Origin of the sequence: Plantibacter lichenum (genome assembly GCF_050587525.1) — a bacterium.
Classification (GTDB): Bacteria; Actinomycetota; Actinomycetes; order Actinomycetales; family Microbacteriaceae; genus Plantibacter.
In genome coordinates, this window is record NZ_JBOBFT010000001.1 from 102,014 (window position 1) to 124,480 (window position 22,467).

Sequence of the window (22,467 nt, forward strand, 5' to 3'; positions counted from 1 at the left end):
ATCGCTGCGACAAACTTCACCATCACCTACCGCGTCGGAGCAGTCTTCCGGCTGCCATCACCGTCTGGACCAAAAGCGCCAGTAGGCACGGCCTAGCGCGAGAGCTACCGGAGGCGCCTCCGATAGCTCTCGCGGAGGTTGGCTCCGTCACCGATGGGCGCTACGAGTAGGACGAAGTGGCCGAGAGCGATTGCGAGCCAGGCGAAGTATGGGACCGGGAAGACCCATGCAATCGGGAGCAAGAGCGCGGCGATAAAGAGGGGTGAAGCGGGGCCCGCGATGATGACGGCACGGTCTGGTCTGCGAGGAAGGGGGAGTCGGACGAGATGAGACTGGATACCTCTTCGAACCAAATAGGCGGGGGTCTCTGGTCCGGTGATGATGCGGTAGGCGGCGACATGGCCTGCTTCGTGGGTGAGCACTGATAGCAGGAACATGAGGAGCATCGAGCCGAGGGCGATGAAGGCGCCGAGGGAGAGTAACAATCCCCCCGCGATGAGAGCGGCAGAGGCACTTAGTTCGGCCGTCATGCCCTTTGCGTTGTGGCTGATCGATAGAGCCAGCGCCGGTAGCAACTTCGGTGGGAGCAGCTCCGTTCGGTATTGCGGCACAAAGAGGAGAGGAACATGCCTGGTCTTGATCGTGAGGTATCGATACTCACTGATCAGACCGTATTCGTAGGCCAGATGACGGTGGTTTTGAGGGATGGTGAGGCTGAGTTCGTCGCTGATCCAAGCCTTCGAGAGGACGTATACCCCAGGGGTCCGGGAGTCGATCGTTCTATACGCGACGAACATCATCGGCATTCTGATTCGAGGCGACTATCCGGTAGGTCGCTAGTAGAAGGATTGCAGCGAGGACGGCCAGAATGTTTGCCGCAACGGTGCCGATGGAGTCGGCCGCCCAGGACAGGCCCACGCTGATGCTGATGTAGAGAAGCGCGGCGGTGAAGCCGGAGACGGTGGTTGAGAGAGGCTGTTCTTCGCTATAGGGAACCAGTGTGCCAGCGAGCAGTGCTGCGCAGAACGCGAGGAGTGCTCGCGAGAGGATTGTTGGAACAGCTTCTATCGGCACCATCGCAAGCAGGAGCTCGATGCCGATGGTGCAGATCCCGAGGACGCTCGAGATGAGGAGCGCACTGAGCATCTTCGGCATCGTCCACCACAATCGCTCACCTTGCAGCTGAGCGCCGATCCAATGTGTGCGCAGCGTCCGTCCGACGGCATATACGCTGAGGTAGGACGGCAGAAGCGGGATCGCAGTCGCTAGAAACATGGCCGAGTCGTTCAAGAGTGGGTTGTTCAGCATCCACTTCACGAGTCCGATCGACGGGATGATCGCCAACACGGTCAGGATCGCCTGCGGCGTGCGGATCGCGATCAGAGTCTCAGCCCACACTGAGACGCCAAAGGGGGTTGGGTGAGGATGGGTGTTGGGGAACAATCGAATCACGGCGGAACCGACGTCCTGCCGGTAGAGTGCAGCCGACGCAGCCAAGCAAGAGATTGCGACGAGAATCCACGCCCCCAAGCCGACTCCTACAAGCAAGGTGGATTCCGCGACGAGGTTCGCTGCAATGCGATTGGGCAGTAGGTCTCGCCAAGAAAACGGATCACTGTTCACCGGTCCAAGCGCGAAGACGTCTCCAACCATCGACAGCATCCCCAACGCAATGGTTGCGCCGGCGGCGATGGCGGAACTGTATTGTTGCGGAAGCCTTAGGAACCTCGTCAGAGAGCTGCTGACGATCGTGAAGACTGCGACGACGATGGTTTGCGTGAGTCCAACTACGATCAGCAGCAGCGCTATGGCAAGAGCGATATGTCCGGGGTCTGCGTACATCTTGACGACAACGGCAATGGAGATGCTTGACAAGGCGATACTGAAGACGAGCCCCAGCACAAACAGGGGTGCGAGTTGGCCGGCTCGTGCGATGTGCCGATGAATGGGCAATAGGTCGAGCAACGTCTGTAGCGCGGTGCGAGCGGGCATTGTAACGCAGAGTATCGAGGTGATCAACGTCGCCGTCAAGATCGCGCCCCCAAAGGCGGTGCGGAGGATGTTTCGTCGCAGTATGGCTGGTATGTCGACTGTGAGCTGGCCTGCACTCGCGACACCCAACAGCAACCCGAATAGCGCCGCGACGGCTGACCCGCCGCAGACGCATACGATCAGGCGACGCTCGCTGACGCGAAACATAATTGCGATTTCACGCGTCCACAGGCGCACAGTCATCTGAGCGACCGCAGACACTGCTCCTCGTGAGCTCACTATGTTGACACCTGTGGCGTTCGCTTCCGGGGTCCCCGCAGCGAGCCGATGACTGAAAGTGCGGCGATTACTAGGACAATGACGAGCATCCCGATCCCGTTGGGTTCGAAGTTGAGGGCGGGCAAGTCGTTCTCGGTTGTAAAGAACGCTTTGAATACGCCGGGGATGATGACCTCGGTCTTGGTCATCCAGGCGTATCCGACGCATGCAACAAGGGCGATGAAGAGAATGGACGCGCCAGCGAGGAACCCGACGATTGCTCCGAGCGTTGCTTTCACAAAGTTAGACATGGTTGGGCCTCTCAAATAGGTTCTCAATTGACTGGCTCCGAGCTGCACTGTCTCGGAGTAGACCAGTGACGCCGAGGAAGACATCTTCCAAGGTTTCTGACTCAGGGTGAGCAGAGACCAGAAGGGTGGGGCTCCCTGATGCGACCGTGATCCCAGCACTCATGATCGTGACTTCGTCACAGTCTCGTTGAGCCCGGAGCATGTCGTGAGTTGCGATGAGCACCGATCCTCCGCCGTGGGTGAACGAAACGAGGAGACCGCGAAGTACAGCGGCGGCATCCGGGTCCAGCCCACGGAACGGTTCGTCAAGAATCAGTACTTGAGGGTGGTGCATTGTTGCTGCCACGATCTGGATCTTTCGCCGCATGCCGTGTGAGTACTCCGAAATATGTTGTTCGAGGTCGGCGTCGATGCCTAATGCTTGAGCGAGCACGGCGGCGTGTTTCGTGTCGTTGCGTTTCCGCATGGCATCGTGGAACTCGAGGTACTCGCGACCGGTGAGGGAGCCCGGTAGGGGCAGATCATCGGGAGCAAATCCGAGTAGACCGCGGGACTTCTTGCTCTCGATCGCAACTCCGGCAATCGTCACAGCGCCTGTATCAGGGGCGAGTAGGCCGGTGAGAATGTGGAGGCAGGTTGTCTTCCCGGAGCCGTTAGGTCCGAGAAGGCCGTGAATCTGACCAGGCTCGATAGACAGCGAGAACGCGTCGAGCGCGGTCTTTCCCCGATACGATTTCGAGAGTTCGAATGCGTCCAGCGTTGCGATCAACTTTGCTCCCTCCACATTCCCAGCTAGCGCTACTTTGCGCAGTACGCCTTCCAGGTGCCGCCGGCGTCCCAGCTCGGCATATCGAGCGCGGGGAAGCCACCCTGATTCTGGCAAGTGATCCACCACGCCACCGCCAGACCGACGGCGAGAATCAGGGCGATCGCAATTGCAACGATCCACACCCATCGGTCCACTCGGACACGTCCCAGACGGAGTGACACGAGATCGAACGGCTTCACGGTAGCGGCTCGGGTCATTGGCACAAACGCTGTTGTCATTCTCTTCACCAATCTATTGATTCGATGTTCGAGGCTGCAGGTGCGGCCTCGACTCTCGACCTGCACCAATGACGGTGCACGTCAAGCCTGTTTCACGTGGGTGATGGAGTGCGCTCAGCTCGAGTGCACCTCACGCACGCCAGGAGCCGAACTACATCCTCAACTCGGCGCCAGGGGTTTCATGTGAACTCCTTTACACACAACACACGTCGAGTCACTCGGCAAAACAGCACGTCCGGCGACTCTGATACCGAATCTAGAACTCCAAGAGTTCTTAAACAAGTAGCTTAAACATCAAGCTTCTGGTATGACTCATGGTCTGTTACTCCCGAGGTCGAGACTGCCGTCGCGGCTGGCAAGCCTGCTAGTCCGGGATCGACCTGTTCATGGCCGAACGCTGCTGGTGCCGCTGATCGCCAGCGGGGTCGCACCGGTGCCATCGCGGCGAACCAGGGTGACGCCTAACGAGCGCTCGCTTCGGAGCCGATGATAGTGAGCGCCTGCTCATCCCCGCAGAGCGCGAGGCGAGGGGACAAGACAGGACTTCGTCAAGTCCGTATCGGGACGTGTTCACTATCAGTCAGCGCCCGCCAGAGGTCGCCGACCGGGCGGTGCCTGTGCACGGGGAAGGAGAAGTGATCGTTGGGCCGGGGTCGAAGTCCGCGATCGGGACGCTCCTGGAAGCATCGAGCCCGAACCGTTTGCGACACCTCGCGAGCCGAGCGGGACCGACGGGGCGCGGCAGGGCAGAATGGCGGCGTGGACCACGACAGTGTGACGGGCTTCTTCGAAACGGTGACGATCGTCTTCGAGGTGCTCGGCGTCGGCGCGATGGTCGTCGGGTTCCTCGTCGCCGTCGGCATCTCGATCCGCGTGTGGCTGCGATCGGGCGATGGCGCACACGCCTTCAAGACGCTGCGGGAGACGATCGGCGGCGTCATCCTGCTCGGTCTGGAGATCCTCGTCGCCGCCGACCTCGTGAAGACCGTCACCTCGACGCCGTCGCTCACCGATGCCGCCGTGCTCGCGCTCATCGTGCTCATCCGCACGGTCCTCAGCTTCTCCCTCCAGGTGGAGATCGACGGCGTCGCCCCGTGGAAGCGTGCGCTCGTCACGGGCCCGCAGGTGCTCGCGAACGCCGTCCGCTCCGGCAACGCCGGGCCCGCTGCTCAGACGGAACCGGTGACCGACGCCCGCTGAGGGCCACACGCCGAACCCGCCGCTCTCGCGACCTTCGACTACCAGGTGCGGCGGATGAGCTCCGGCAGTTCGCGCATGTCGTGGAACACGTGGGTGTCCGGGCCGACGAGCCGTTCCTCCGTGATCACACCGCCCGCGTACGCGTAGACCCGCATCCCGGCAGCGCGTGCAGCGGCGACGCCGACGGGCGAGTCCTCGATGACGATGCAGCGCGAGGGATCGATGCCGAACGACGCGGCCGCGTGCAGGAACAGTTCCGGGGACGGTTTGCCCACGGCGACGTCGCTCGCGCTGAAGATTTTGCCGTCGAAGTGGCGGAGCAGGTCGGTGTGCTCGAGGTTCCGGTTGATGTCGTCGTGCGCACTGTTGGAGGCGACGCAGATGGGCGAACCGGCTTCGAGGATCTCGACGATCGCCTCGGCGACGCCGTCGACCGCTTCGAGCTCGGTCGCGCACGCGTCCCGGAACTCCTGCCCCCACCGGTCGATCCAGTCGGGTTCGAGCGGGCGTCCGAGGTGCGCTTCGACCTTCGCCAGGTACGTCTCATAGGAGGCGCCGACGAGGTGCTCGTGGATGTCGGCTTCCGTGTAGTCGCTGCCGGCCTCCTGGAGGAGGCGCAGGTTGACCCTGACCGAGATCCGTTCGGTGTCGACGAGGGTTCCGTCGCAGTCGAAGATCACGAGGTCGGGGTAGTCGGTCATGCACCCGAGCCTAACCGGCCGCCGGCCACCCCTCACCCGTCGGGTGTGGGCTGGGGATGGTCGAGGCGGTGTCGATGCGAGGGCCGAAGACCTCGCGCCTACGACCGGTTGCGGATCCGACGGCCGATGACGATGCCCGCGCCCGCGAGGATGGCGACGAGGGCGATTCCTCCCGCGACCCACAGGATCGGCGTCACACCGGTCGAGGACAGTTGGCCTGCGTGCGGGGCGACCGTCGCGACGTCGGTCGCGGTGGGGCTCGGCGTCGGCGTGGGGGTCGGCGTCGGGATGACCGCGTCGGCGACGAGGATGAACGGATCGACCGTGACCGCCGCGCCGGAGCCGTCGATCTCGACCGTGCGGTCGAGCGGGCCTCCGGCCGTGTATCCGTCGGGAACGGTGAGGGTGAGTGTGTACGTGCCAGGGGGGAGCGCGCCGAGCGAGTACCCGCCATCGGGATCGGTCGTGATCGTCGTCGGTCCCTCATCCGTGCTGACGGTGATCGTCGCGCCGGGGACGGGGTCGTCTCCCGCGACGACGACGCCGCCGAAGCTGCCCTCCTGACCGAGCTCGAAGTCGACGCCGGTGACGTTCGCGGCGGCGACCGTCTCATCGCGACTCTCCGGTCCGACGATGACGTATCCGGACGGGGTGAGCACCGTGACCGTGTAGTCGCCGGCGGGCAGACGGGGGAACGAGTACGAGCCGTCGGAACCGGTGACGGCGCTGATCGGATCGCCTGAGCCCGTCACCACGACGGTCACGCCGGCCACTCCGGCACCGCCGGCGACGACGGTCCCGGACAGCGTCGGGTTGGGGACGAGCGTGAAGTCCTGGCCGGTGATCGGCGTCTCCGAGTCCACAGGGACGGTGAACGGCAGCGTGTCGACCGGGGTCGTGTATCCGGGCGGGGGTGTGACGGTCACGACGTGATCGCCCACGGCGACGGCGTCGAAGAGGTAGTTGCCTGCCGAATCGGTCGTGACGGGGTCGAGCCCCGGGATCGTGACGACGGCGCCCGCGATCGGCGTGCCCGAGGGGTCCTTCACGGTTCCGGAAACGGGGACCGGGATGATGTCTCGCACTGTGAAGTCCACGACGGCGTCGGCCGTCGTGAGGTCGGCCGGGGCCCGCGAGGCGCCGACCGCGATCTTGCCGGCGGGGACGACCGTCTCGACGATGTACCCGTCGGTCGCGATGAATCCCGGGAAGGAGTACGCGCCACCGGCGGCCGTGGTCGTTGTGGAGACGACCGTGCCGTTGCGGTCGACGAGGCGGACGTCCACGCCGTCGAGCGGACCGGTGTTCTGATCACTGACGACGCCGCTGATGTCGCGGGCGAGCGATGCGAACCAGGTCTGATAGACGGGGAAGCCGGATCGGCGGGTGAAGACGAAGCTGAGCGAGGAGATCTCCGTGGAGGGCTCGAACCAGGCGGCGGCGCCGGAGGTGTCAAGGGCTGCGGCGTTGCCGGTGAGCGTCTGCGTCGCAGGGTCCCACGCCGGCACGTCATCGGCTGCCCCGGTGCAGGGGGGCTTGCCCACGACACCGGGAGCGCAGTAGTTGAACGAGCTCTGGTAGCCGAGCTCCGCAGCGGTGAGCGGGATGCCGTCCGGGCCGATCGCCTTCACCTGCACCTTGTCCGCATCGATGTCGCCGAGGACGAACGTCCAGCCCGACGGAGGCGTGGGGGTCGCGAAGGAGTAGGTGGTGGTCGACGGGGCGACGGCCGTGTCCGCCTTCGGCCGGAGGTTCAGGTACGGCTTGCCGACGCTCGAGCCGTACTTCGCGCCGACGGGCGTGCCCTGCGAGAGCCACGTGGAGGCGCCGGAGATGACGCCGATCTGGCCCGAGCGCGAATCCGTCTTGATCGTCGCGGTGAGTGCGGGCTGCCCGGCGAGGGTCATCGATCCGGTGAACGCGCCGCTCGTTCCGACGAGATCGGTCCACGACGCCCACGTCCCCGTCGTCGCCGCACTCGCGGGGATGGCGCCGGTGAAGACGGTTGCGGCCGCTGCGAGCAGCGCGAGCGAGGTGATGGCGAGCCGACGTCTCATGGTGTCAGGCTAAAGCATCCCCACTCGGGGGCCAAGGGCCGGCACATCACATTTCGACGTACGTCGCGCCGGCCCGCTCAGTCGGTCGTTCGGCTGGCTAGGCTGGAGGCATGGACGCCATCACGCCAACGGATTCGGCCCCGATCCGGCTGCGGGTCGCCGTCGAAGCCGACGGGCCGGCGATCACCGATGTGTGGGAGCGTGCCGTGCGCGCGACCCATACGTTCCTCTCTGAACAGGACATCGCGGGCTTCCTCCCGAAGATCCAAGACGAGTACCTGCCCGCCGTCGAGGTGATCGTCGCCGTCGACGAGCTGGACCGGCCGACGGGATTCATCGGCGTCGACGGCAGCCACATCGAGATGCTGTTCGTGGACCCCGACCTGCACCGCAACGGCATCGGCACTGCCCTCCTCGAACGAGTGATCCGCGAGCGCGGCGCCCTGACGGTCGACGTGAACGAGCAGAACCCCGACGCCGTCGACTACTACGAACGCCGCGGCTTCGCGCAGACCGGCCGCTCCGAACTCGATGCGGACGGCAACCCGTTCCCGATCCTGCACCTCGCACGACGACCCGATGAGAAGGACCAGGCATGACCTCGACGGAACCACGCACCGGTCTCGGCTGGACCCTCCTGCGCAGCATCTGGGTGATCCCGAGCATCGTCGGACTGGGCATGTTCACGTGGGCCGGATTCCTCTACGTGGGGATCGCCGCTCGCCGTCGTTCCTGGTTGATCGCGTCGGCAGCGTGGCTCGCCGCCGCAATCGCCGTCGGATGGATGGTCACGGAGTTCGAGTCCAACACGCTCGGCGGACTCGTGATCATCGGGATCTGGGCCGGCGGCGCCGTGCACTCGCTGCTCGCGAACCGTGAGTGGCTGCGCCGATTCGCGCCGCAGCCCGCGATCCCGGTCGTGCGTGAGAACGCCGTGCACCTGCCGCCGCCGCCTGCGCTCCCAAAGCAGGCGCACGCGCGCATCGACCTCAACACGGCGTCGTCCGCGGACTTCCAGGAGCACCTCGGCGTCGACCAGGCGTGGGGCGACTACCTCGTCCAGTTGCGGGCGCAACGTGGCGGATACCGATCGGTCGACGAACTCCTGACGGCTGCACAGCTTCCCGCCGAGGTGTTCCTCGAGGGGCAGGACCGCTTCATCGTCGGCGAGCTGCAGGCGCCCGCGCATCCCTCGGTCATCCCTGCGACTCCGAGCGCATCACCGACCCCGACCACGGCGCCCGCAGCTGCACCAGCGCCGCAACCGGCGCCATTCCCCGCTCCAGGCCAGGCCGGCCCGACGCCCTGAACCGCCCGTCCGCCTCGAATCGCATCGGCTTCAGCAGACCTGCCCCAGCATGCATCGGTCTCAGCAGGTCGAGGTCGTCGTGCCCGCGAACGCCGCGCTGAAGAAGTCGAGCACGGCCGGCACTGCCCGCAACGCGATCAGCCCGTGCCCGGTGTCCGGGTAGGTGCGTGAATCGACGGCGGTGCCGATCGCGCACTCCGTCCGAACGAATCCGGCGGTCGCGGTCGGGTGTACGAGCGTGTCGGAGAGTCCTTGCGCAACGAGCAACGGTGCCGGGATGCGGACCGAACCCGGCGTGTTCTCGCGCAGCATCGTGGCCCACGGCTCCGTCGTCCCCGGATCGTTGACGACATAGGTCCCGAGGAGTTTCGCGGCGATCCCGTGCAGTTCGTCGTGGCCGCTCACGAGGCAGAGCTCGTCGAGGACGGCCGTCTGCCGCACCCCCTCCGGCGACAGGATCGAGTCGAGCGAGAGCCCCGGATACCGCTCCCGATAGACGGAGGCGTAGGCCGAGAAGGCGTAGGAGCCGATCGTGATGCCGGAGACGGTGCCGATGTCGTCGCGGAGCAGCGCCGCGAGGTCGGCCGCGGGTGCGGCGACGGCCGCGGCGACGAGATGCAGTTCGGGCGCGTAGCTCGCAGCGTCCTGGGCCGCGAACAACGCCGCCTGCCCGCCCTGCGAATGCCCCCACAGGAGCAGCTGATCGTTGGCGCCCGTGCCCGGCAACGCGCGGGCTGCGCGTGCCGCATCGAGCACGCTGTTGCCTTCCGTCTCACCGATCAAGTACGCGTCCGGACCCGGCAGCCCCATCCCCGGGTAGTCGGTCGCTGCGACGACGTACCCGGCGCCCACGAGCGCATCGAGGCCCTCGATGAGGTCGAACGGGTCGATGCTGAGCGACGGCGCGCAGTGGACCGCTGCGCCCGTCGTCGGGTGTCCCCACGAGACGATCGGCCGCCCGCCGGGAGGGGTCGGCGCGTCCGGCGCGACGACGACCCCCGAGACGAGGACGTCCGCGCCGAACAGATCCGTGCTGTGGTAGATGATCCGCCATGCCCGCATCCCGTCGCCGATGCTCGCGATCGGTTCCGAACGGTAGATCGTCCCCGGTGCGCCGGCCGCATGCGGTTCCGGAACCGACATGAATCCCGGATCGCCGGCCTCCTCGATGATGCTCTCCGTGATCCGCCGGTCGACCGACGACGTGCACGCGAGCACGGCGATCACGACGATGACCGTCTGCAAGGCGAAGAAGCGTCTGTGCATCGTGCTGCCAACCAGTGTCGCGGGAGTCCGCGCTCCCGATGTGTGAACGCTAGCACCGGCGCGGACGCCGGTCCACGCATCGGCCGCTCGTCGCTGTCAAGGGTCTGCCAGAGGCGCGACCACACGGTTAGCGTGAGGGTTCGGCGACGGAAGGATGCGCATGACCTCGTTGTGGCTCGATCGCACCAGCACCATCCCCACGGACGCTCCGGACGGGCCTGGGAGCGAACGTCGATTCGACGAGATCGTCGTCGGCGCAGGCATCACCGGACTCGTGACGGCGCTCCTGCTGGCGAGGGCCGGGCATCGGGTCGCCGTCCTGGAGGCCCGCGAGGTCGGTGCCGTCGCGACGGGCAATACGACCGCGAAGCTGAGCGTCCTCCAGGGCGCCCACCTGCAGCGGATCAAACGACGCACGTACCAGGCCGTCGTGCAGGCGTACGTCGATGCGAACCTCGCCGGCCAGCGATGGATGCTCGATTTCGCGGACCAGAACGACGTGCCCGTGGAGCGAGTCGATGCCGTGAGCTACTCGACCACGCACGCGGGGGTGGAGACGATCCGCCGAGAACTGGCCGTCGCTCGGTTAAGCGGTCTGCCCGTCGCATCGGCGAACGACGTCGACCTGCCCTTCCGGACCACGGCGGCCGTCGTCCTCCCCGACCAGGCGCAATTCGATCCGATGATCGTCCTCGCGGCTCTCGCGGCGGAGTTCCGGGGACTCGGCGGTCGGATCATCGAGGGCGTCCGGGTGACGGGGGCCCGTGCGACGAAACCTGTGGAGGTCTCCACGACGGCCGGCGGCTTCGAGTGCGACCACCTCGTCCTCGCGACGGGAACGCCCGTCCTCGACCGCGGGCTCTACTTCGCGAAGCTGAGCGCGCATCGCTCCTACGCCGCCAGCTTCACCGTGACCGACCAGCTGCCACCGCACCAGTACCTGAGCGTCGACGCGCCGTCCCGTTCCATTCGCACCGCGCAGACCGCGGACGGCGTGCAACTGCTCGTCGGAGGCAACGGTCACGGGGTCGGTCGTGAACCGTCGCCTGCGGCACGGGTCGCGGAGCTGACGACGTGGACGAAGCGGTACTGGGCGGGCGCGGAACGGACGCACGTGTGGAGCGCGCAGGACTACGAGACGCCGCACGGAGTGCCGTTCGTCGGGCTGCTGCCGCGCGGTCGTGGGCGCATCTCGATCGCGACCGGCTACGACAAGTGGGGAATGACGAACGGCGTCCAGTGCGCGATCACCCTCGCGGCGCAGATCCTCGACACAGGCCTCCCGGACTGGGCAGCGACCCTCCACCATCGCTTCACGCTCCCGATGGCGATCGCTCGCGGCGTGGGGATGAATGCCGCGGTCGCGAAGCATTACGCGACGGGCTACACCAGGGCCCTCGGTCGTCCGCTCAAGCCGACGCCTCCCCGCGAGGGCTGGGGCACGGTCGGGCGGGTCGGGTTCCGACCGACGGCGGTGTCGACGGTCGACGGCGTCACCTGTCGAGTGTCCGGCGTCTGCCCGCATCTGGGCGCCGTCGTCTCGTGGAACGACCAGGAGCGCAGCTGGGATTGTCCGGCGCACGGGTCGCGTTTCACGGCCGACGGCAAGCTGCTCGAGGGCCCCGCCACCAGCGGCCTCCCCCGGCGGGGCTGACCCGCCGCCCGTCCCGAACGCCCGTGGTGGTTCACAACTCAGGAGCGCTCCGGCGTGTCGCGCCCGGCCGGCGGCGTGTCGGCGCCGACTCGCCGCAGCCGTCCTGAGTTGTGAACAGTGCGAGGGATCCGATGCCGAGCCGCTGCCGGGAAGGACCACACCACCAGGGGAAACATCGTCCCGTGGTGCTACACGAGATAACTCCGTGAGTCGATTCATAAGGAGGCGCGAACGGCGAGGCTTGAAGCACATCAACGAGCTCCGCCACAAACGGAGAAAGGAACACACCATGTCCGCCCAGAACACCCCCGAGACCTCCTCCAGCTCGATCGTCGCCGAAGGGACCGTCACCGCAGCCACCGGCACCGCGACGGACGTCCTCGAACCGACGACCACGGGCGCCGACACCGGAGCGATCACCTCCGACCAGACCACCCAGGTGATCCACCCGCAGCACTTCGACCACCCGGCGTACGGCAACAGCACGTACAACCCGTACAGCCAGCCGGCCGCACCGAGCAAGACGCCTCGCACCGCAGCCGACCGCGACAACACGACGCAGACGCTCGGCATCATCGGCTTCGTCCTCGCCGTTGCCGCGGTCATCACCCCGTCGTTCGTGCTCCTGCCGATCGCATCGCTCGTGCTCGGTATCATCGCCCTCGCCCGCAAGCCGCGCTCGAAGGCCTTCGCCCTCACCGCCGTCATCATCTCCGGCGTGATGCTCCTCGGCGCGATCCTGTTCGGTGTCGGCGCGGTCGCCCTCTTCGGCCTCGCGGCGATCTCCGGCTCCGTCTTCTAACGACTCGGCCACCTTCTAACGACTCAGCCACTTCCCGATCGCAGCACGAGAACGCCGGCCCCGGAACCTTCCGGGGCCGGCGTTCTCGTGTGTCCGGACGCGAGTGCGAAGCAGCTGGGGGCGACGCAGCTGGGTGCGAAGCAGCTGGGGCGAAGAGACGGCGACGCGATGCTGCCGCGCGGTTCCGTTCAGCCGCGAATGGGCAGCGTGACGGTGAAGGTCGTGCCGTCAGGCGTCGATGCGACGTCGAGCGTGCCGTGGTGCGCCTCGACGATCGACAGCGCGATCGCCAGTCCCAGACCGGTGCTCCCCGCGGTGCGCCCGCGGGAGGCGTCGCCGCGCGCGAATCGCTCGAACAGTTCCGGGAGGAGTTCCGACGGGATGCCAGGGCCGTCGTCCACGATCGTCAGGCGGACGGTCGCGGTGACCCCGTCGGCGAACGCCTCGTCGGGGCACTGACCGATGCCCGCCGTCCGGAGCGTCGCGGTGACGGAGCTACCGGCCGGCGTGTGCACGGACGCGTTCGACAGGAGGTTCACGACCAGCTGGTGGAGGCGCTCACGGTCTGCCCGAACGATGACGGCGGAGTCGGGGACGTCCGCGATCCACGTGTGCGACGGCGCCGAGGCGCGCGCATCGCTCACGGCCGTCTCCACGAGATCGCTCAGGTCGACGTCGTCGAGGTGGAGGTCCTGGCCCTCGTCCAGCCGGGCGAGGAGGAGCAGCTCGCTCACGAGCGAACTCATCCGAGTAGCCTCCGACTCGATGCGGGCGAGCGCGTGCTCCGTCATCGGCGGCAGTTGCGCGCTGTCTTGCCGGGTGAGTTCCGCATAGCCCTGGATGGCGGCGAGCGGCGTACGGAGTTCGTGGCTCGCGTCGGTGACGAATCGGCGCATGCGCTTGTCCGTCGCGGCACGGACCGCGAGCGCCGCATCGACGTGTTCGAGGAGCCGATTCAACGCCTCACCGACCTTGCCGATCTCGGTGCGCGGATCGCGATCCGGCTCATGGATGCGCATCGCGATGCCCGTGTCGCCCTTGTCGAGCGGCAGGGTCGACACCTCCACGGCCGTCGCGACGACCCGATCGAGCGGCCGGAGCGCCAACCGGACGACGACGATGGTGCCGGCGATCGTGACCGCGAGAGCGAGCGCGGCGAGGATCGCGATGACGATCGTCTCCTGCAGGACGGCAGCCCGGGCCGTCGCGAGTGAGACTCCCGCGACGAGGACCTCCCCGTTCGGCTTCTCCTGCATCGCCACGCGGTACCCACCCAGACCGGACAGCTCGATGCTCTGCCGTTCGCCCGGCGCCGACACGGCGGCCTCGATCTGCGCAATGACCTCGGGGCTGAGGGCGACGGCATCGGCGTTCGAGAACAGCGCGGAGTCGACGACGACGCCCTCCTCGACGAGCGCGATGATCGTGCCGCGTCCGTGCCCGACGAAGTCGATGAGTTTCTTGCTGAAGCCCTTCCGCGGATCGATCGGCCCGTTGGGGCCCTGGGTGCTCCCGGGCGTGGGGGTCGCCGTGGATGTTGGTGCGGGCACGGTCGTCGGCGTCGGCACGCTGCTGCCCGGCGTCGCGGGATCGGTCGGGCTCGGCGTGCTGCCGGTCGGAACTGGACGTCCACCGGCGCGGTACTTCGCCACGGAGTGGTCGAGGGCGGACAGCGAGCCAGACAACTGGGTGTCCACGACGGCGGTGATCGAAGCGTTAAGCGTGACGATGCTGACGACGCCGACGAGCACCAGGACGACCGCGACGAGACCGCCGATGCTGGCGACGAGCCGTCGGCGGAGCGACCACGGGCGGCGACGGCGAGTCGGCTGCGCCGTGGTCAGCGTGCCCGTGGTCGCCGTGCCGGGTGTCTGGGTCGCGGGCGCTGGTTCTCCGACCGTCCGATGCGCCCGCGCATCGTCAGCGGAATCGCCGCCCGGCGGCATCGCATCGGGTGTCATTCGACGGCCCTGAGCACGTACCCGACGCCACGGACCGTGTGGATCATCGGTGCGCGATCGGCGTCGATCTTGCGGCGCAGGTAGGAGACATAGAGGTCGACGATGCTCGCCTTCCCGGCGAAGTCGTAGTTCCAGACGCGATCGAGAATCTGCGCGCGGCTGAGGACGCGACGCGGATTGTGCATGAAGAATCGCAGGAGCTCGAACTCGGTCGTCGTGAGCGTGATCGGATCGCCGCCGCGACGGACCTCGTAGCTGCTCTCGTCGAGGAAGAGGTCGCCGACCGTGAGTCGGGAGTCCTCCTCGGACACGGTGTGGGCGGCGCGGCGGAGGAGGCCGCGCAGCCTGGCGACGAGCTCCTCCAGGCTGAAGGGCTTCGTCATGTAATCGTCGCCGCCGGCGGTCAGGCCGATGATGCGATCGTCGACCGAGTCCCGCGCCGTGAGGAACAGGGTCGGCGTCGTGTTTCCGAACTGACGCAGCTGGCGGAGGACGTCGAGCCCGTCGATGTCGGGGAGCATGATGTCGAGGACGACCACGTCCGGCCGTTCGTTGCGGTAGAGCTGAAGCGCATCACGACCGGTGCGGGCGACATCGATGACCCAGCCCTCATAGCCGAGGGCGAGCGACACCAGATCGGTGAGCACGGACTCGTCGTCGACCAGGAGGACACGGATCGGCGAACCGTCCGAGCGGTACATCCTGGGCAGCTTCGCGAGCACCGCGCGGCGTCGTCCGGAGTCCACGAGGTGTTCGGGGGTGGACGAAGGCATCCTTCATTATCCGTTGGTGGGCGCGGTCAGACCAGGTGGGGCGACGATTCATGCCGGTCTCATATGTTTGCATGTCGGGTCCATGAGCTCGCGGCCTACGGTTCCGGCATGTCCCCCACGAGGCCGATCCCCCATCCTGATGGTTCCGCCCGCCCCGGCAGTTCGGGTGGTCCAGGTCGTTCCGGCCGTTCGATCCTCGCCATGGCCGCGCTGCGGGCGCTCGTCAGACGGCGGCGCGCGAGCGGTGAGCGGTTGGGGGAACCGTTCGACGCGCCATCGATCAGCACCCCGCGGCTGACGCTGCGACCGCACCGCTTGACCGATGCGCGCCAGTGGTACGTGATCCAGTCCGACCCGTCGGTCGTCGAATACTTGCCGTGGCCGGTGCGGACACGGGCGGAGTCGTTCGAGCACCTCGCCCATCGGACCAGGCACACGCGGTTGTCGCAGGCCGACGACTTCCTGGCACTCGCCGTCGAGTTGGACGGGCGACTCATCGGCGACGTGTCAGCACACCTGCGCGACGTCCATCCGGCACGGCGGTCGGCGGAGATCGGATGGGTGTTCGACCCCGCGTTCAGCGGCCGCGGGTACGCGGCTGAGGCTGCATCGGCGCTCCTCGATCAGTTGTTCGATGTGGTGGGTGCGACGATCGTGCACGCCGTCGTGCATCCGGAGAACGTACGATCGCTGGCGCTCGCCGCGCGGCTCGGCTTCGAGGAGGGCGTCGGGACGGAGCGGGCGGCGGCGAGGCACTCGAGCAGCATCGTGCTCGGGGTGACGGCGGCGGGGCGAGTGGGAGCGGGGCGTGTCGAGCTCAAGCATCTGGAGCGTCGGGCCTCGTAGGGCTGCTCGCACGGCACGAGGAGAACCGCTCGAGAGAAGGACGTTACGCGTGCATTCGTCCTTCTCTCCCGCGGTTCTCCTTCTCTCGCGCGGGCGCTCAGGGGGCCATGTCGAACCGTTGCGCCCGAACGACGCGCAGCGACTCGATCGCGATGAGCCCCAGGTACGCGATCAGCATCACCGGGAGCAGCCACGGGGACACCCACGCAGGCACGTCGATCCATGTCGCGACAGCACTGATCCCGAGGAGGAGCGACGTCGCGATCGCCAAGTGCTCCATCATCCGGATGGTCTCGACGAGCGCCTGCATGGTCGGGCGGGGTCGCGGGGAGAGCTGCGTCGTCGACGTGCTGCTCATGGTCGATGACGCGCCCCTCACGCCTGCGCGAGCGGTGAGCGGGATCGCAGCGGCGGCGATCCAGAGCACGACGAGGACGACCGTGCCGACGACCGCGGGCGTGAGGAAGAGCACGAACGACCTCGGCGCCCAGCGATCTGGCTGGAAGGCGGCGTCGAAGTGCACCGGCATCGGGTCGGGAACGGATGGGTAGAGGAGCACGCCGGTGACGAGGGTCGCGATCATGATCGCGAGTCCGACCAGGAACGGCCAGCGACGCGGGCGAGGGACCGCCGGCTCGCTCGCCGCGTTCGGATCGAGACCTGCCCCGCCATCGCCGGTCGCTGCGGAAGCACCGCCCGGATTCATCGGATTCTGCCCGGTTCCCCAGTTGTTCCCCATCCATCGAACCTAACAAGATCGGCCACCGCATATACGCACCACCTGACGGCTGCGGGTCCTTACGCCGCCATCACACCGCCTGTGCTTGTGTGTTCCACATCGATGTCGTTCGAAGGAGACCGCCGTGCTGCTCGCCCAAGTCCTGCTCCTGATCGGCGCGGTCACGATCGCCTTCACGCCCATCGCCGCAGCGCGTGGAATCCTTCCGATGAACCGGATCATCGGGTTCCGTGTCCCTGCCGTTCTGGCATCGGAAGACACCTGGCGGGAAGGGCATCGTGCGGCGATTCGGTCATCGATGGTCGGCGGCTGCGCACTGCTCGTGGCGGCTCTCGCCTCGTTCGCGATCCCCGAAGTGGGCGCACAGCGCCTCGTCATCCTGACGTCGTGCATCGTGCTCACGGGGACCATGCTGTGGGGCACACGGCAGGCGGTCGTCGCGGCGAAACGGGTCGCTGCCGACGTGGGCTGAGGGCACCGGCTGACGGCGCGCACCGCACGAGGAGAACCGCACGAAAGAAGGACGCTTCGCGTGAAGCGATCCTTCTCTCGTGCGGTTCTCCTTCTCTCGTGCGGCGTCAGAGCGCAAGCAGTGGCGAGCAGGTGGACCGCGACGTACCGTGAGGCATGGGGAAGAGCGGGAAGAGCGGCATGGGCACGCTGCATGTGCTTGCGCGAGCGAACGAGATCTGGATCCGTCTCGTCCTCCCAATCGGTCTCGGCACCTTCTCGGCAGTCGCGTTCGCGACCTATCTGACCCATCCAATGCTGCACGCCGAGGTGCATTCGTGGTTCACCGTCGGGTGGGGAGTGTTGATGCTCGGGTCGATCGCGCTCCTCGCCGTCACCAACTCGAAATGTGCCCGAACGAAGTGGCGCTGGTGGCAGCATCTCGACGGGGACGATGCGTCACCTGCGAGCGAGAGTCACCGGTGTCGTGATTGACTCGGACGATCGAGCGCCCCTCAATCGCCGCGCTCATTCGTCGCCGTCACTCCCGACCATCGCTCCCCCACCGCCACTCCTCCACCGCCCATCACCTGCCACTGCCACTGCCGCCGAAAGGTCCGCCATGCTCCTCGCTCAGATCATCCTCGTGCTGGCGGGGCTGCTCATCATCGTGACGCCCGTCGCGGCCAGCCGTGGCGTGCTGGCGCGCAACAACGTCCTCGGCGTCCGCCTGCCTGCGGTGATGGCGTCGGAGCGCGCATGGGAGGAAGGGCATCGGGCGGCGATCCCTTCATCGATCGTTGGTGGCGCGGCGACGATCGTCGGGGCTGCGCTCGTGTCGTTCGTCGTGACGGAGGAAGGCCGGATGGCGGTGTTCGTCGCGTCGTTCATCATCCTCACGGTGTGTGCGGCGTGGAGCGGCTGGCGGGCGACGAGCGCGGCTCGCCCATTCGCAGCCGAACCGGACGGAGCTGCCGACGGCACGGAGCAGACCGGCCGATGACGATGGTCACCGTCAGAGGGCGCCGGCCCAGTCGGCGATCAAGCGGACACCCGTTGCGAACGCGGGGTCGCTCGGACGGTTGAGGAACGCGTGCTGCGTTCCGGGGAGCAGATGGTAGTCGAGCTCGACTCCGGCCGCCTCGAGCTCGCGTGCGAACTGGTCGCTCGAGGCGCGGATCGAATCGCGGTCGGCGTCGAGCATGAGCGTCCGTGGGAACTCGCCGACGGGATGGCCGCCCGGGAATGCGAACGGGTCCGACATCGCCTCCGGGGTGCCCGCGTAGTTGCGCGTCATGAGGTTGAGGAGCCGCGGCGCATGCGTGTATCGACGACGGCCGGTGGGCCGAACGAGGCCGGCCGGCGGGGCCGGGAAGACCGCATGGAACAGGCCGTAGGCGAAGAAGACGCCTCGCACGGGCTGGCCGTCACCCATCGCGGCGAGGCGGAGGACGGTCGCGGCGGACAGGCACGCGCCCGCGCTCGCACCGCCGAGGATCACGCCGCCGGGGTGTTCGCTCTGGACCTGGCGAACGACGGCGACGACGTCATCGAGCGGGATCGGATACCGGACCGCAGCCGTCGACCGTGCCCCTCCCGCCGATCGGGCCACTCCCGCTGACGCCGTTGCCGATGACGCTCGCGTCCGACGACCGGACGCCACCAGGCCGGGCGGCGGAACGAGTCGATACGCGATGGTGACGACGGAGAAACCGTCGGCGGCGAGCGCGCGGGCGACGGCATCGGATTCGAGGAGGTCGAGCCCTCCGGCGAAGAACCCGCCGCCGTGCACCCAGACGATCGGTGCAGAGGAGGCAGACGGGGTACCCACCGGGGGCGTGTACCGGCGGATGGGCACGGGGCCGTGCGGACCCGCGATCGAGTCGTCGGTCGCGGTGACTGCCGGGCGTGCCATCGGGCCAGACTACGGCTTCACGCGGCGTGATCGCATCGCTGCGGTTGGTTCCGTCCGTACCGTCGCCGCAGCAGAAGTCACCGCCAAGTTTCTTCGGCAGCCGCCGACATCACGCGGACAGCGGCGCCGTCATCTGGACGCGCGGACCGTACTCGTCCAACCGCAGGTCGTCCTCGACCTGGACGAGTTGACGATGGAAGTCCGTGTCCGGCTCCGTCTCGACGAACCCGCAGCTCCGATAGAACGAGGCGTTCCACGGGACGTCGGCGTAGGTGCGGAGGGTGATCGAGGCGTACCCGCGATCGCGCGCTTCCGCCATCGCCGCTGCCACGAGAGCACGACCGTGGCCCTTCCGGCCATGCGCGGGGAGCACGGCGAGCTGTTCGAGATGAGCCAGCCCGTCGAGTTCGAGCACGTGGACGAAACCGATCGCCGGGCCGCCGTCGGACTCCGCTGCGACCAGAAGGAACCCGGGCATCTCGGCACGCTCCTCGCCCGATGCGGCGGGCGGCCAGTCCGTCGCGGCGAACCGGTCGATGAGGAGCGAGTCCGCCTCCGTCTCGATCGCTTCGACGTGCGGGACGTCGGTGTCGTCGGCCGGGCGGATGATCGTTGCCATGCTGCAAGCCTAAGTCGCTGCGCTCGCCCGTGCGTGCCGGCCGTCGCGATTCTGCGGTCTGCGAAATCGCCGTCACGACCGATCCCGGAACCGTAGCGTGAAGGCATGGACCTGAGCCCCGACCTCCTCGAGATCGCCCCGAATCTGCACCGTCTGCGCATCCCGGGCGGCGGGGCGCACCTGCTCAACAGCTATCTCTGGGTGGGGCCGGCCGGCGTGACCCTGTTCGACACGGGATGGGCCGACAGTGCTCCTGTGATCGAAGCGGCGCTGCTCACGCTCGGCCGCTCACGAGACGATGTGGATCGCATCATCCTCAGCCATTTCCACGAGGACCACGCCGGTGCGGCCGCCGAGATCGCCGCTTGGTCCGGCGCGATCGTGCTGGCAGGTGCTGCCGATGCGGCCAGCGTTCGCGGCGAGGTCGATGGGCCGCTCCCCCACTACACGGACGGCGAGCGGGCGATCCACCCGGAGCCGACCGTCGCCCCACGTGCCGCTGCCTGCCGGGTCGATGTCGAGCTCACCGATGGTGACGTGATCGACTTCGCGGGCGGGGCGCACGTGCTGCACGTCCCCGGGCACACGCCTGGAAGCATCGCCCTGCACCTGCCGGCAGTGGACCTGCTGCTCACGGGCGACACCATCGCCGAGTTCCATGGAGACGTGATCCTCGGCGTCTTCAACACGGACCGGTCCCTGGTGTGGCAGGCGGCCGCCAAGCTCGCTGCGACTGGCGCTGGCCGAGCGGGATTCGGCCACGGTGAGGCGGTGCTGAGCGATGCTGCGACGAGGATCGCGCAGGCGAGCGACCCGTTCGCAGCAAAGGAGCTCTAGCCCTATTCCGACAACGGCATATGGAGGTGCGCGAGTCCGCTCTCCGGATGTCAGCACGCGATGCCCGTCGCCCCTGTCCTCCGAGCGCGGGGATCGAGCGTTGGTGAGTGCGTAGCGCGAAGCGCTCGCGTACGCGCAGGTTGCAGCCGTGAGCGCGGGTCTGACCGCACCCGCGCTCGCGGCACAGACCCGCGCTCGAACCGAAAGCGCAGCAGGGGCGGCCTGGACGAGCCTCAGCGCACGAACCATCCGACGACGGCGAGGATCGCGAGCACCGCACCGGCGGCGAGCAGCGTCCGCGGATGCCTGCGACCGAACACGATCACGACTGCGGTGATGATCGTGGTCGCGCACATGGCTGGGAACGCGGCCACCAGCATCGTGAGCCCGAAATCGCCGGAGTCGCTCGGGAAGAAGAGCGGCACCGCGATGGCGAGAACGATGGCGACCGCCAAGGTGAGCAGCGGCGTGACGGCGATGAGGTGGCCACGGGACCATCCCCGACGGGTGAACCACCAGAGCAACGGGTGCAGGACCGCGGCAAACGGCAAGACCGACGCGGCCCACACTGCGAGCATCCACAAAAGATCGAGTCCGAACAGGTTCGCGCCGGCGAAGGCGGAACCGAAGGCGACGACCACAACCCCCGAGGCCACGACGACGAGGGATCCGCTCAGATACAGGACGCCGTCGGTGACGAAGGACCGCACCGCGGAGGGGCGGTCATCTCTCAGGTTTCCGGCACCATCGGAAGCGATGGCCGAACGACCCGAAGTACTCATGCGCTCCAGTATGGCGGGATTCATGGCAGAACCCGGGTGAGCAACCGATTTCTGTCTCGAACGCCGCTCGGCGATCGATACGCTTCGGAGGTGCTCCCTGAAAACCTGCCCATGTTGTCCCTCGTCATCATCGTCTCGATGTGGTTGTTGATCGTCGTCGTGAGCTTGATCGTCCTCTACCTGATCATCCGCGGCGCCGTGCTCTCGGCCCTACGCAAGCACAGCCGCGAAACGGCCGAGGGTCGCGTCGGCTGACGTCGTACTCCTGTTGAGCAACCTCGTACTGGGCAGTGCGATGCGCTCGCGCGAGCGCGGATCCGTACCGCGGGCGCGGCCCGGACCGCACCCTCATTCGCGGCGTGACCCCGCGCTCACCGCTTGCACGTGAAGTCGGCACGGGTGAGGGCGCACGGGTGAGGCCGCGGCGAGCAAGGGACCTTGGTCGGTCGACGAGCGAGGGCCCTTGGTCGGTCGACGAGCGACGGCCGGGGCTCAGTCCCGGCCGCCTCGCAACGACCGGATCCGACGACACGCGACGAGCACGCCGACCACCACGAGCACGAGACCGATCGCGGCCGTCACGACGCCCGCCCAGAACTGGCCGCTGTCCGTGGCGACCAGCATCTTCAACAACCCGACGGCGAGTGCGATCAGCGGAGCGATCACGATGAGCCACTCCCGCATGACGGGCACCGGCCGTTCGATACGAGCAGGCTGGACGACATCGCCCGACACCGAGCCTGGCTGCGGAGCGGTCGAAGCGTTCGGCGCGGGAGAAGCACCGTTCACCGGCTCCTCTGCGGTACCGTCCGCTGAACCATCCATCGCAGGCTCCTGAATCACAGTGCGACCATAACCCGGCCGAGCTGCGCGACCGCTGGGCTTGCGCATCGGCGATCTCGTCCGGAAGGCCTTCCGCGCCAGCTGCGGAACGATGCCACCACGCCA

General features: G+C 67.4%; 24 protein-coding genes and 1 pseudogene. 11 read left to right on the top strand and 14 right to left on the bottom strand.

The features are described from left to right. Positions 1 to 104 precede the first annotated feature (104 nt). Genes ACQ3HB_RS00480 through ACQ3HB_RS00495 form a run of 4 tightly spaced genes read right to left on the bottom strand, consistent with a single transcriptional unit; the run spans position 105 to position 3,330 of the window. On the bottom strand, positions 105 to 800 hold the full coding sequence (locus tag ACQ3HB_RS00480; RefSeq protein WP_430916754.1) for a zinc metalloprotease: 696 nt from the start codon (positions 798 to 800) through the stop codon (positions 105 to 107). After that, a complete protein-coding gene (locus ACQ3HB_RS00485) occupies positions 781 to 2,253 on the bottom strand; it encodes a hypothetical protein (RefSeq protein ID WP_430916756.1) in 1,473 nt (490 codons plus the stop codon). Before ACQ3HB_RS00485 ends, ACQ3HB_RS00480 begins: the two co-directional genes overlap by 20 nt. A gap of 17 nt (positions 2,254 to 2,270) precedes the next feature. Further along, positions 2,271 to 2,561: a hypothetical protein gene (locus tag ACQ3HB_RS00490; protein WP_430916758.1), complete on the bottom strand. Its 291-nt coding sequence runs from the start codon at positions 2,559 to 2,561 to the stop codon at positions 2,271 to 2,273. After that, a complete protein-coding gene (locus ACQ3HB_RS00495; protein WP_430916759.1) occupies positions 2,554 to 3,330 on the bottom strand; it encodes an ABC transporter ATP-binding protein in 777 nt (258 codons plus the stop codon). Before ACQ3HB_RS00495 ends, ACQ3HB_RS00490 begins: the two co-directional genes overlap by 8 nt. Positions 3,331 to 4,183: 853 nt before the next feature. Here ACQ3HB_RS00495 and ACQ3HB_RS00500 point away from each other — a divergent pair. Then, a pseudogene (locus tag ACQ3HB_RS00500) lies at positions 4,184 to 4,300 on the top strand (IS30 family transposase); the annotation flags it as partial. Between the two features lie 67 nt (positions 4,301 to 4,367). Next, on the top strand, positions 4,368 to 4,808 hold the full coding sequence (locus ACQ3HB_RS00505; RefSeq protein WP_430916761.1) for a DUF1622 domain-containing protein: 441 nt from the start codon (positions 4,368 to 4,370) through the stop codon (positions 4,806 to 4,808). Between the two features lie 38 nt (positions 4,809 to 4,846). Here the strand turns inward: ACQ3HB_RS00505 and ACQ3HB_RS00510 are convergent, their stop codons facing one another. Further along, on the bottom strand, positions 4,847 to 5,509 hold the full coding sequence (locus ACQ3HB_RS00510) for an HAD family hydrolase (protein WP_430916762.1): 663 nt from the start codon (positions 5,507 to 5,509) through the stop codon (positions 4,847 to 4,849). Positions 5,510 to 5,607: 98 nt separating this feature from the next. After that, positions 5,608 to 7,566, bottom strand: coding sequence for an MSCRAMM family protein (locus tag ACQ3HB_RS00515; RefSeq protein ID WP_430916764.1), 1,959 nt, complete (start codon positions 7,564 to 7,566; stop codon positions 5,608 to 5,610). 110 nt (positions 7,567 to 7,676) lie between these two features. Between ACQ3HB_RS00515 and ACQ3HB_RS00520 the strand changes: the two genes are divergently transcribed. Together ACQ3HB_RS00520 and ACQ3HB_RS00525 are read left to right on the top strand one after the other, a co-directional pair. Continuing rightward, positions 7,677 to 8,165, top strand: coding sequence for an acetyltransferase (locus ACQ3HB_RS00520; protein WP_430916766.1), 489 nt, complete (start codon positions 7,677 to 7,679; stop codon positions 8,163 to 8,165). Beyond that, the gene (locus ACQ3HB_RS00525; RefSeq protein WP_430916768.1) at positions 8,162 to 8,875 is read left to right on the top strand and encodes a ComEA family DNA-binding protein; all 714 of its coding nucleotides are present in this window, start codon (positions 8,162 to 8,164) and stop codon (positions 8,873 to 8,875) included. Before ACQ3HB_RS00520 ends, ACQ3HB_RS00525 begins: the two co-directional genes overlap by 4 nt. A 60-nt stretch (positions 8,876 to 8,935) precedes the next feature. Here the strand turns inward: ACQ3HB_RS00525 and ACQ3HB_RS00530 are convergent, their stop codons facing one another. Beyond that, complete coding sequence (locus ACQ3HB_RS00530) at positions 8,936 to 10,141, bottom strand: alpha/beta fold hydrolase (RefSeq protein WP_430916770.1); 1,206 nt, start codon at positions 10,139 to 10,141, stop codon at positions 8,936 to 8,938. Positions 10,142 to 10,301: 160 nt separating this feature from the next. Between ACQ3HB_RS00530 and ACQ3HB_RS00535 the strand changes: the two genes are divergently transcribed. Both ACQ3HB_RS00535 and ACQ3HB_RS00540 read left to right on the top strand, forming a co-directional pair. Further along, complete coding sequence (locus ACQ3HB_RS00535; RefSeq protein ID WP_430916771.1) at positions 10,302 to 11,795, top strand: FAD-dependent oxidoreductase; 1,494 nt, start codon at positions 10,302 to 10,304, stop codon at positions 11,793 to 11,795. Between the two features lie 289 nt (positions 11,796 to 12,084). Next, entirely contained in the window at positions 12,085 to 12,597 is a 513-nt protein-coding gene (locus ACQ3HB_RS00540; RefSeq protein WP_430916772.1) for a hypothetical protein, read from the top strand. 188 nt (positions 12,598 to 12,785) lie between these two features. On the opposite strand, the gene ACQ3HB_RS00545 is transcribed toward ACQ3HB_RS00540, so the two are convergent. Both ACQ3HB_RS00545 and ACQ3HB_RS00550 read right to left on the bottom strand, forming a co-directional pair. Beyond that, entirely contained in the window at positions 12,786 to 14,558 is a 1,773-nt protein-coding gene (locus tag ACQ3HB_RS00545; protein ID WP_430916774.1) for a sensor histidine kinase, read from the bottom strand. Next, positions 14,555 to 15,259 (bottom strand): response regulator transcription factor, encoded by a 705-nt coding sequence (locus ACQ3HB_RS00550; RefSeq protein ID WP_430917742.1) that lies wholly within the window; start codon positions 15,257 to 15,259, stop codon positions 14,555 to 14,557. Before ACQ3HB_RS00550 ends, ACQ3HB_RS00545 begins: the two co-directional genes overlap by 4 nt. A 180-nt stretch (positions 15,260 to 15,439) precedes the next feature. Here ACQ3HB_RS00550 and ACQ3HB_RS00555 point away from each other — a divergent pair, with 180 nt between their 5' ends. Then, positions 15,440 to 16,177, top strand: coding sequence for a GNAT family N-acetyltransferase (locus ACQ3HB_RS00555; protein WP_430916775.1), 738 nt, complete (start codon positions 15,440 to 15,442; stop codon positions 16,175 to 16,177). A 97-nt stretch (positions 16,178 to 16,274) separates the two neighbouring features. Here ACQ3HB_RS00555 and ACQ3HB_RS00560 read toward each other — a convergent pair whose 3' ends face one another. Continuing rightward, positions 16,275 to 16,916, bottom strand: coding sequence for a DUF1648 domain-containing protein (locus ACQ3HB_RS00560; protein WP_430916777.1), 642 nt, complete (start codon positions 16,914 to 16,916; stop codon positions 16,275 to 16,277). A gap of 124 nt (positions 16,917 to 17,040) precedes the next feature. On the opposite strand from ACQ3HB_RS00560, the gene ACQ3HB_RS00565 reads away from it, so the two are divergent. After that, positions 17,041 to 17,388, top strand: coding sequence for an SdpI family protein (locus tag ACQ3HB_RS00565; protein ID WP_430916779.1), 348 nt, complete (start codon positions 17,041 to 17,043; stop codon positions 17,386 to 17,388). Between the two features lie 600 nt (positions 17,389 to 17,988). Then, a complete protein-coding gene (locus ACQ3HB_RS00570; protein ID WP_430916781.1) occupies positions 17,989 to 18,369 on the top strand; it encodes an SdpI family protein in 381 nt (126 codons plus the stop codon). A gap of 12 nt (positions 18,370 to 18,381) precedes the next feature. Here the strand turns inward: ACQ3HB_RS00570 and ACQ3HB_RS00575 are convergent, their stop codons facing one another. Both ACQ3HB_RS00575 and ACQ3HB_RS00580 read right to left on the bottom strand, forming a co-directional pair. Then, positions 18,382 to 19,281 carry an alpha/beta hydrolase gene (locus ACQ3HB_RS00575; RefSeq protein ID WP_430916783.1) on the bottom strand — a complete coding sequence of 300 codons (900 nt, stop codon included), beginning with the start codon at positions 19,279 to 19,281 and terminating at the stop codon, positions 18,382 to 18,384. Between the two features lie 109 nt (positions 19,282 to 19,390). Further along, complete coding sequence (locus tag ACQ3HB_RS00580) at positions 19,391 to 19,900, bottom strand: GNAT family N-acetyltransferase (RefSeq protein WP_430916784.1); 510 nt, start codon at positions 19,898 to 19,900, stop codon at positions 19,391 to 19,393. 105 nt (positions 19,901 to 20,005) lie between these two features. Between ACQ3HB_RS00580 and ACQ3HB_RS00585 the strand changes: the two genes are divergently transcribed. Next, a complete protein-coding gene (locus tag ACQ3HB_RS00585; RefSeq protein ID WP_430916785.1) occupies positions 20,006 to 20,737 on the top strand; it encodes an MBL fold metallo-hydrolase in 732 nt (243 codons plus the stop codon). A 233-nt stretch (positions 20,738 to 20,970) separates the two neighbouring features. Here ACQ3HB_RS00585 and ACQ3HB_RS00590 read toward each other — a convergent pair whose 3' ends face one another. After that, positions 20,971 to 21,519 (bottom strand): hypothetical protein, encoded by a 549-nt coding sequence (locus ACQ3HB_RS00590; protein WP_430916786.1) that lies wholly within the window; start codon positions 21,517 to 21,519, stop codon positions 20,971 to 20,973. A gap of 90 nt (positions 21,520 to 21,609) precedes the next feature. On the opposite strand from ACQ3HB_RS00590, the gene ACQ3HB_RS00595 reads away from it, so the two are divergent. Further along, positions 21,610 to 21,774: a hypothetical protein gene (locus tag ACQ3HB_RS00595; RefSeq protein ID WP_430916787.1), complete on the top strand. Its 165-nt coding sequence runs from the start codon at positions 21,610 to 21,612 to the stop codon at positions 21,772 to 21,774. 237 nt (positions 21,775 to 22,011) lie between these two features. Here the strand turns inward: ACQ3HB_RS00595 and ACQ3HB_RS00600 are convergent, their stop codons facing one another. After that, positions 22,012 to 22,344 (bottom strand): hypothetical protein, encoded by a 333-nt coding sequence (locus ACQ3HB_RS00600; protein ID WP_430916788.1) that lies wholly within the window; start codon positions 22,342 to 22,344, stop codon positions 22,012 to 22,014. Positions 22,345 to 22,467 lie beyond the last annotated feature (123 nt).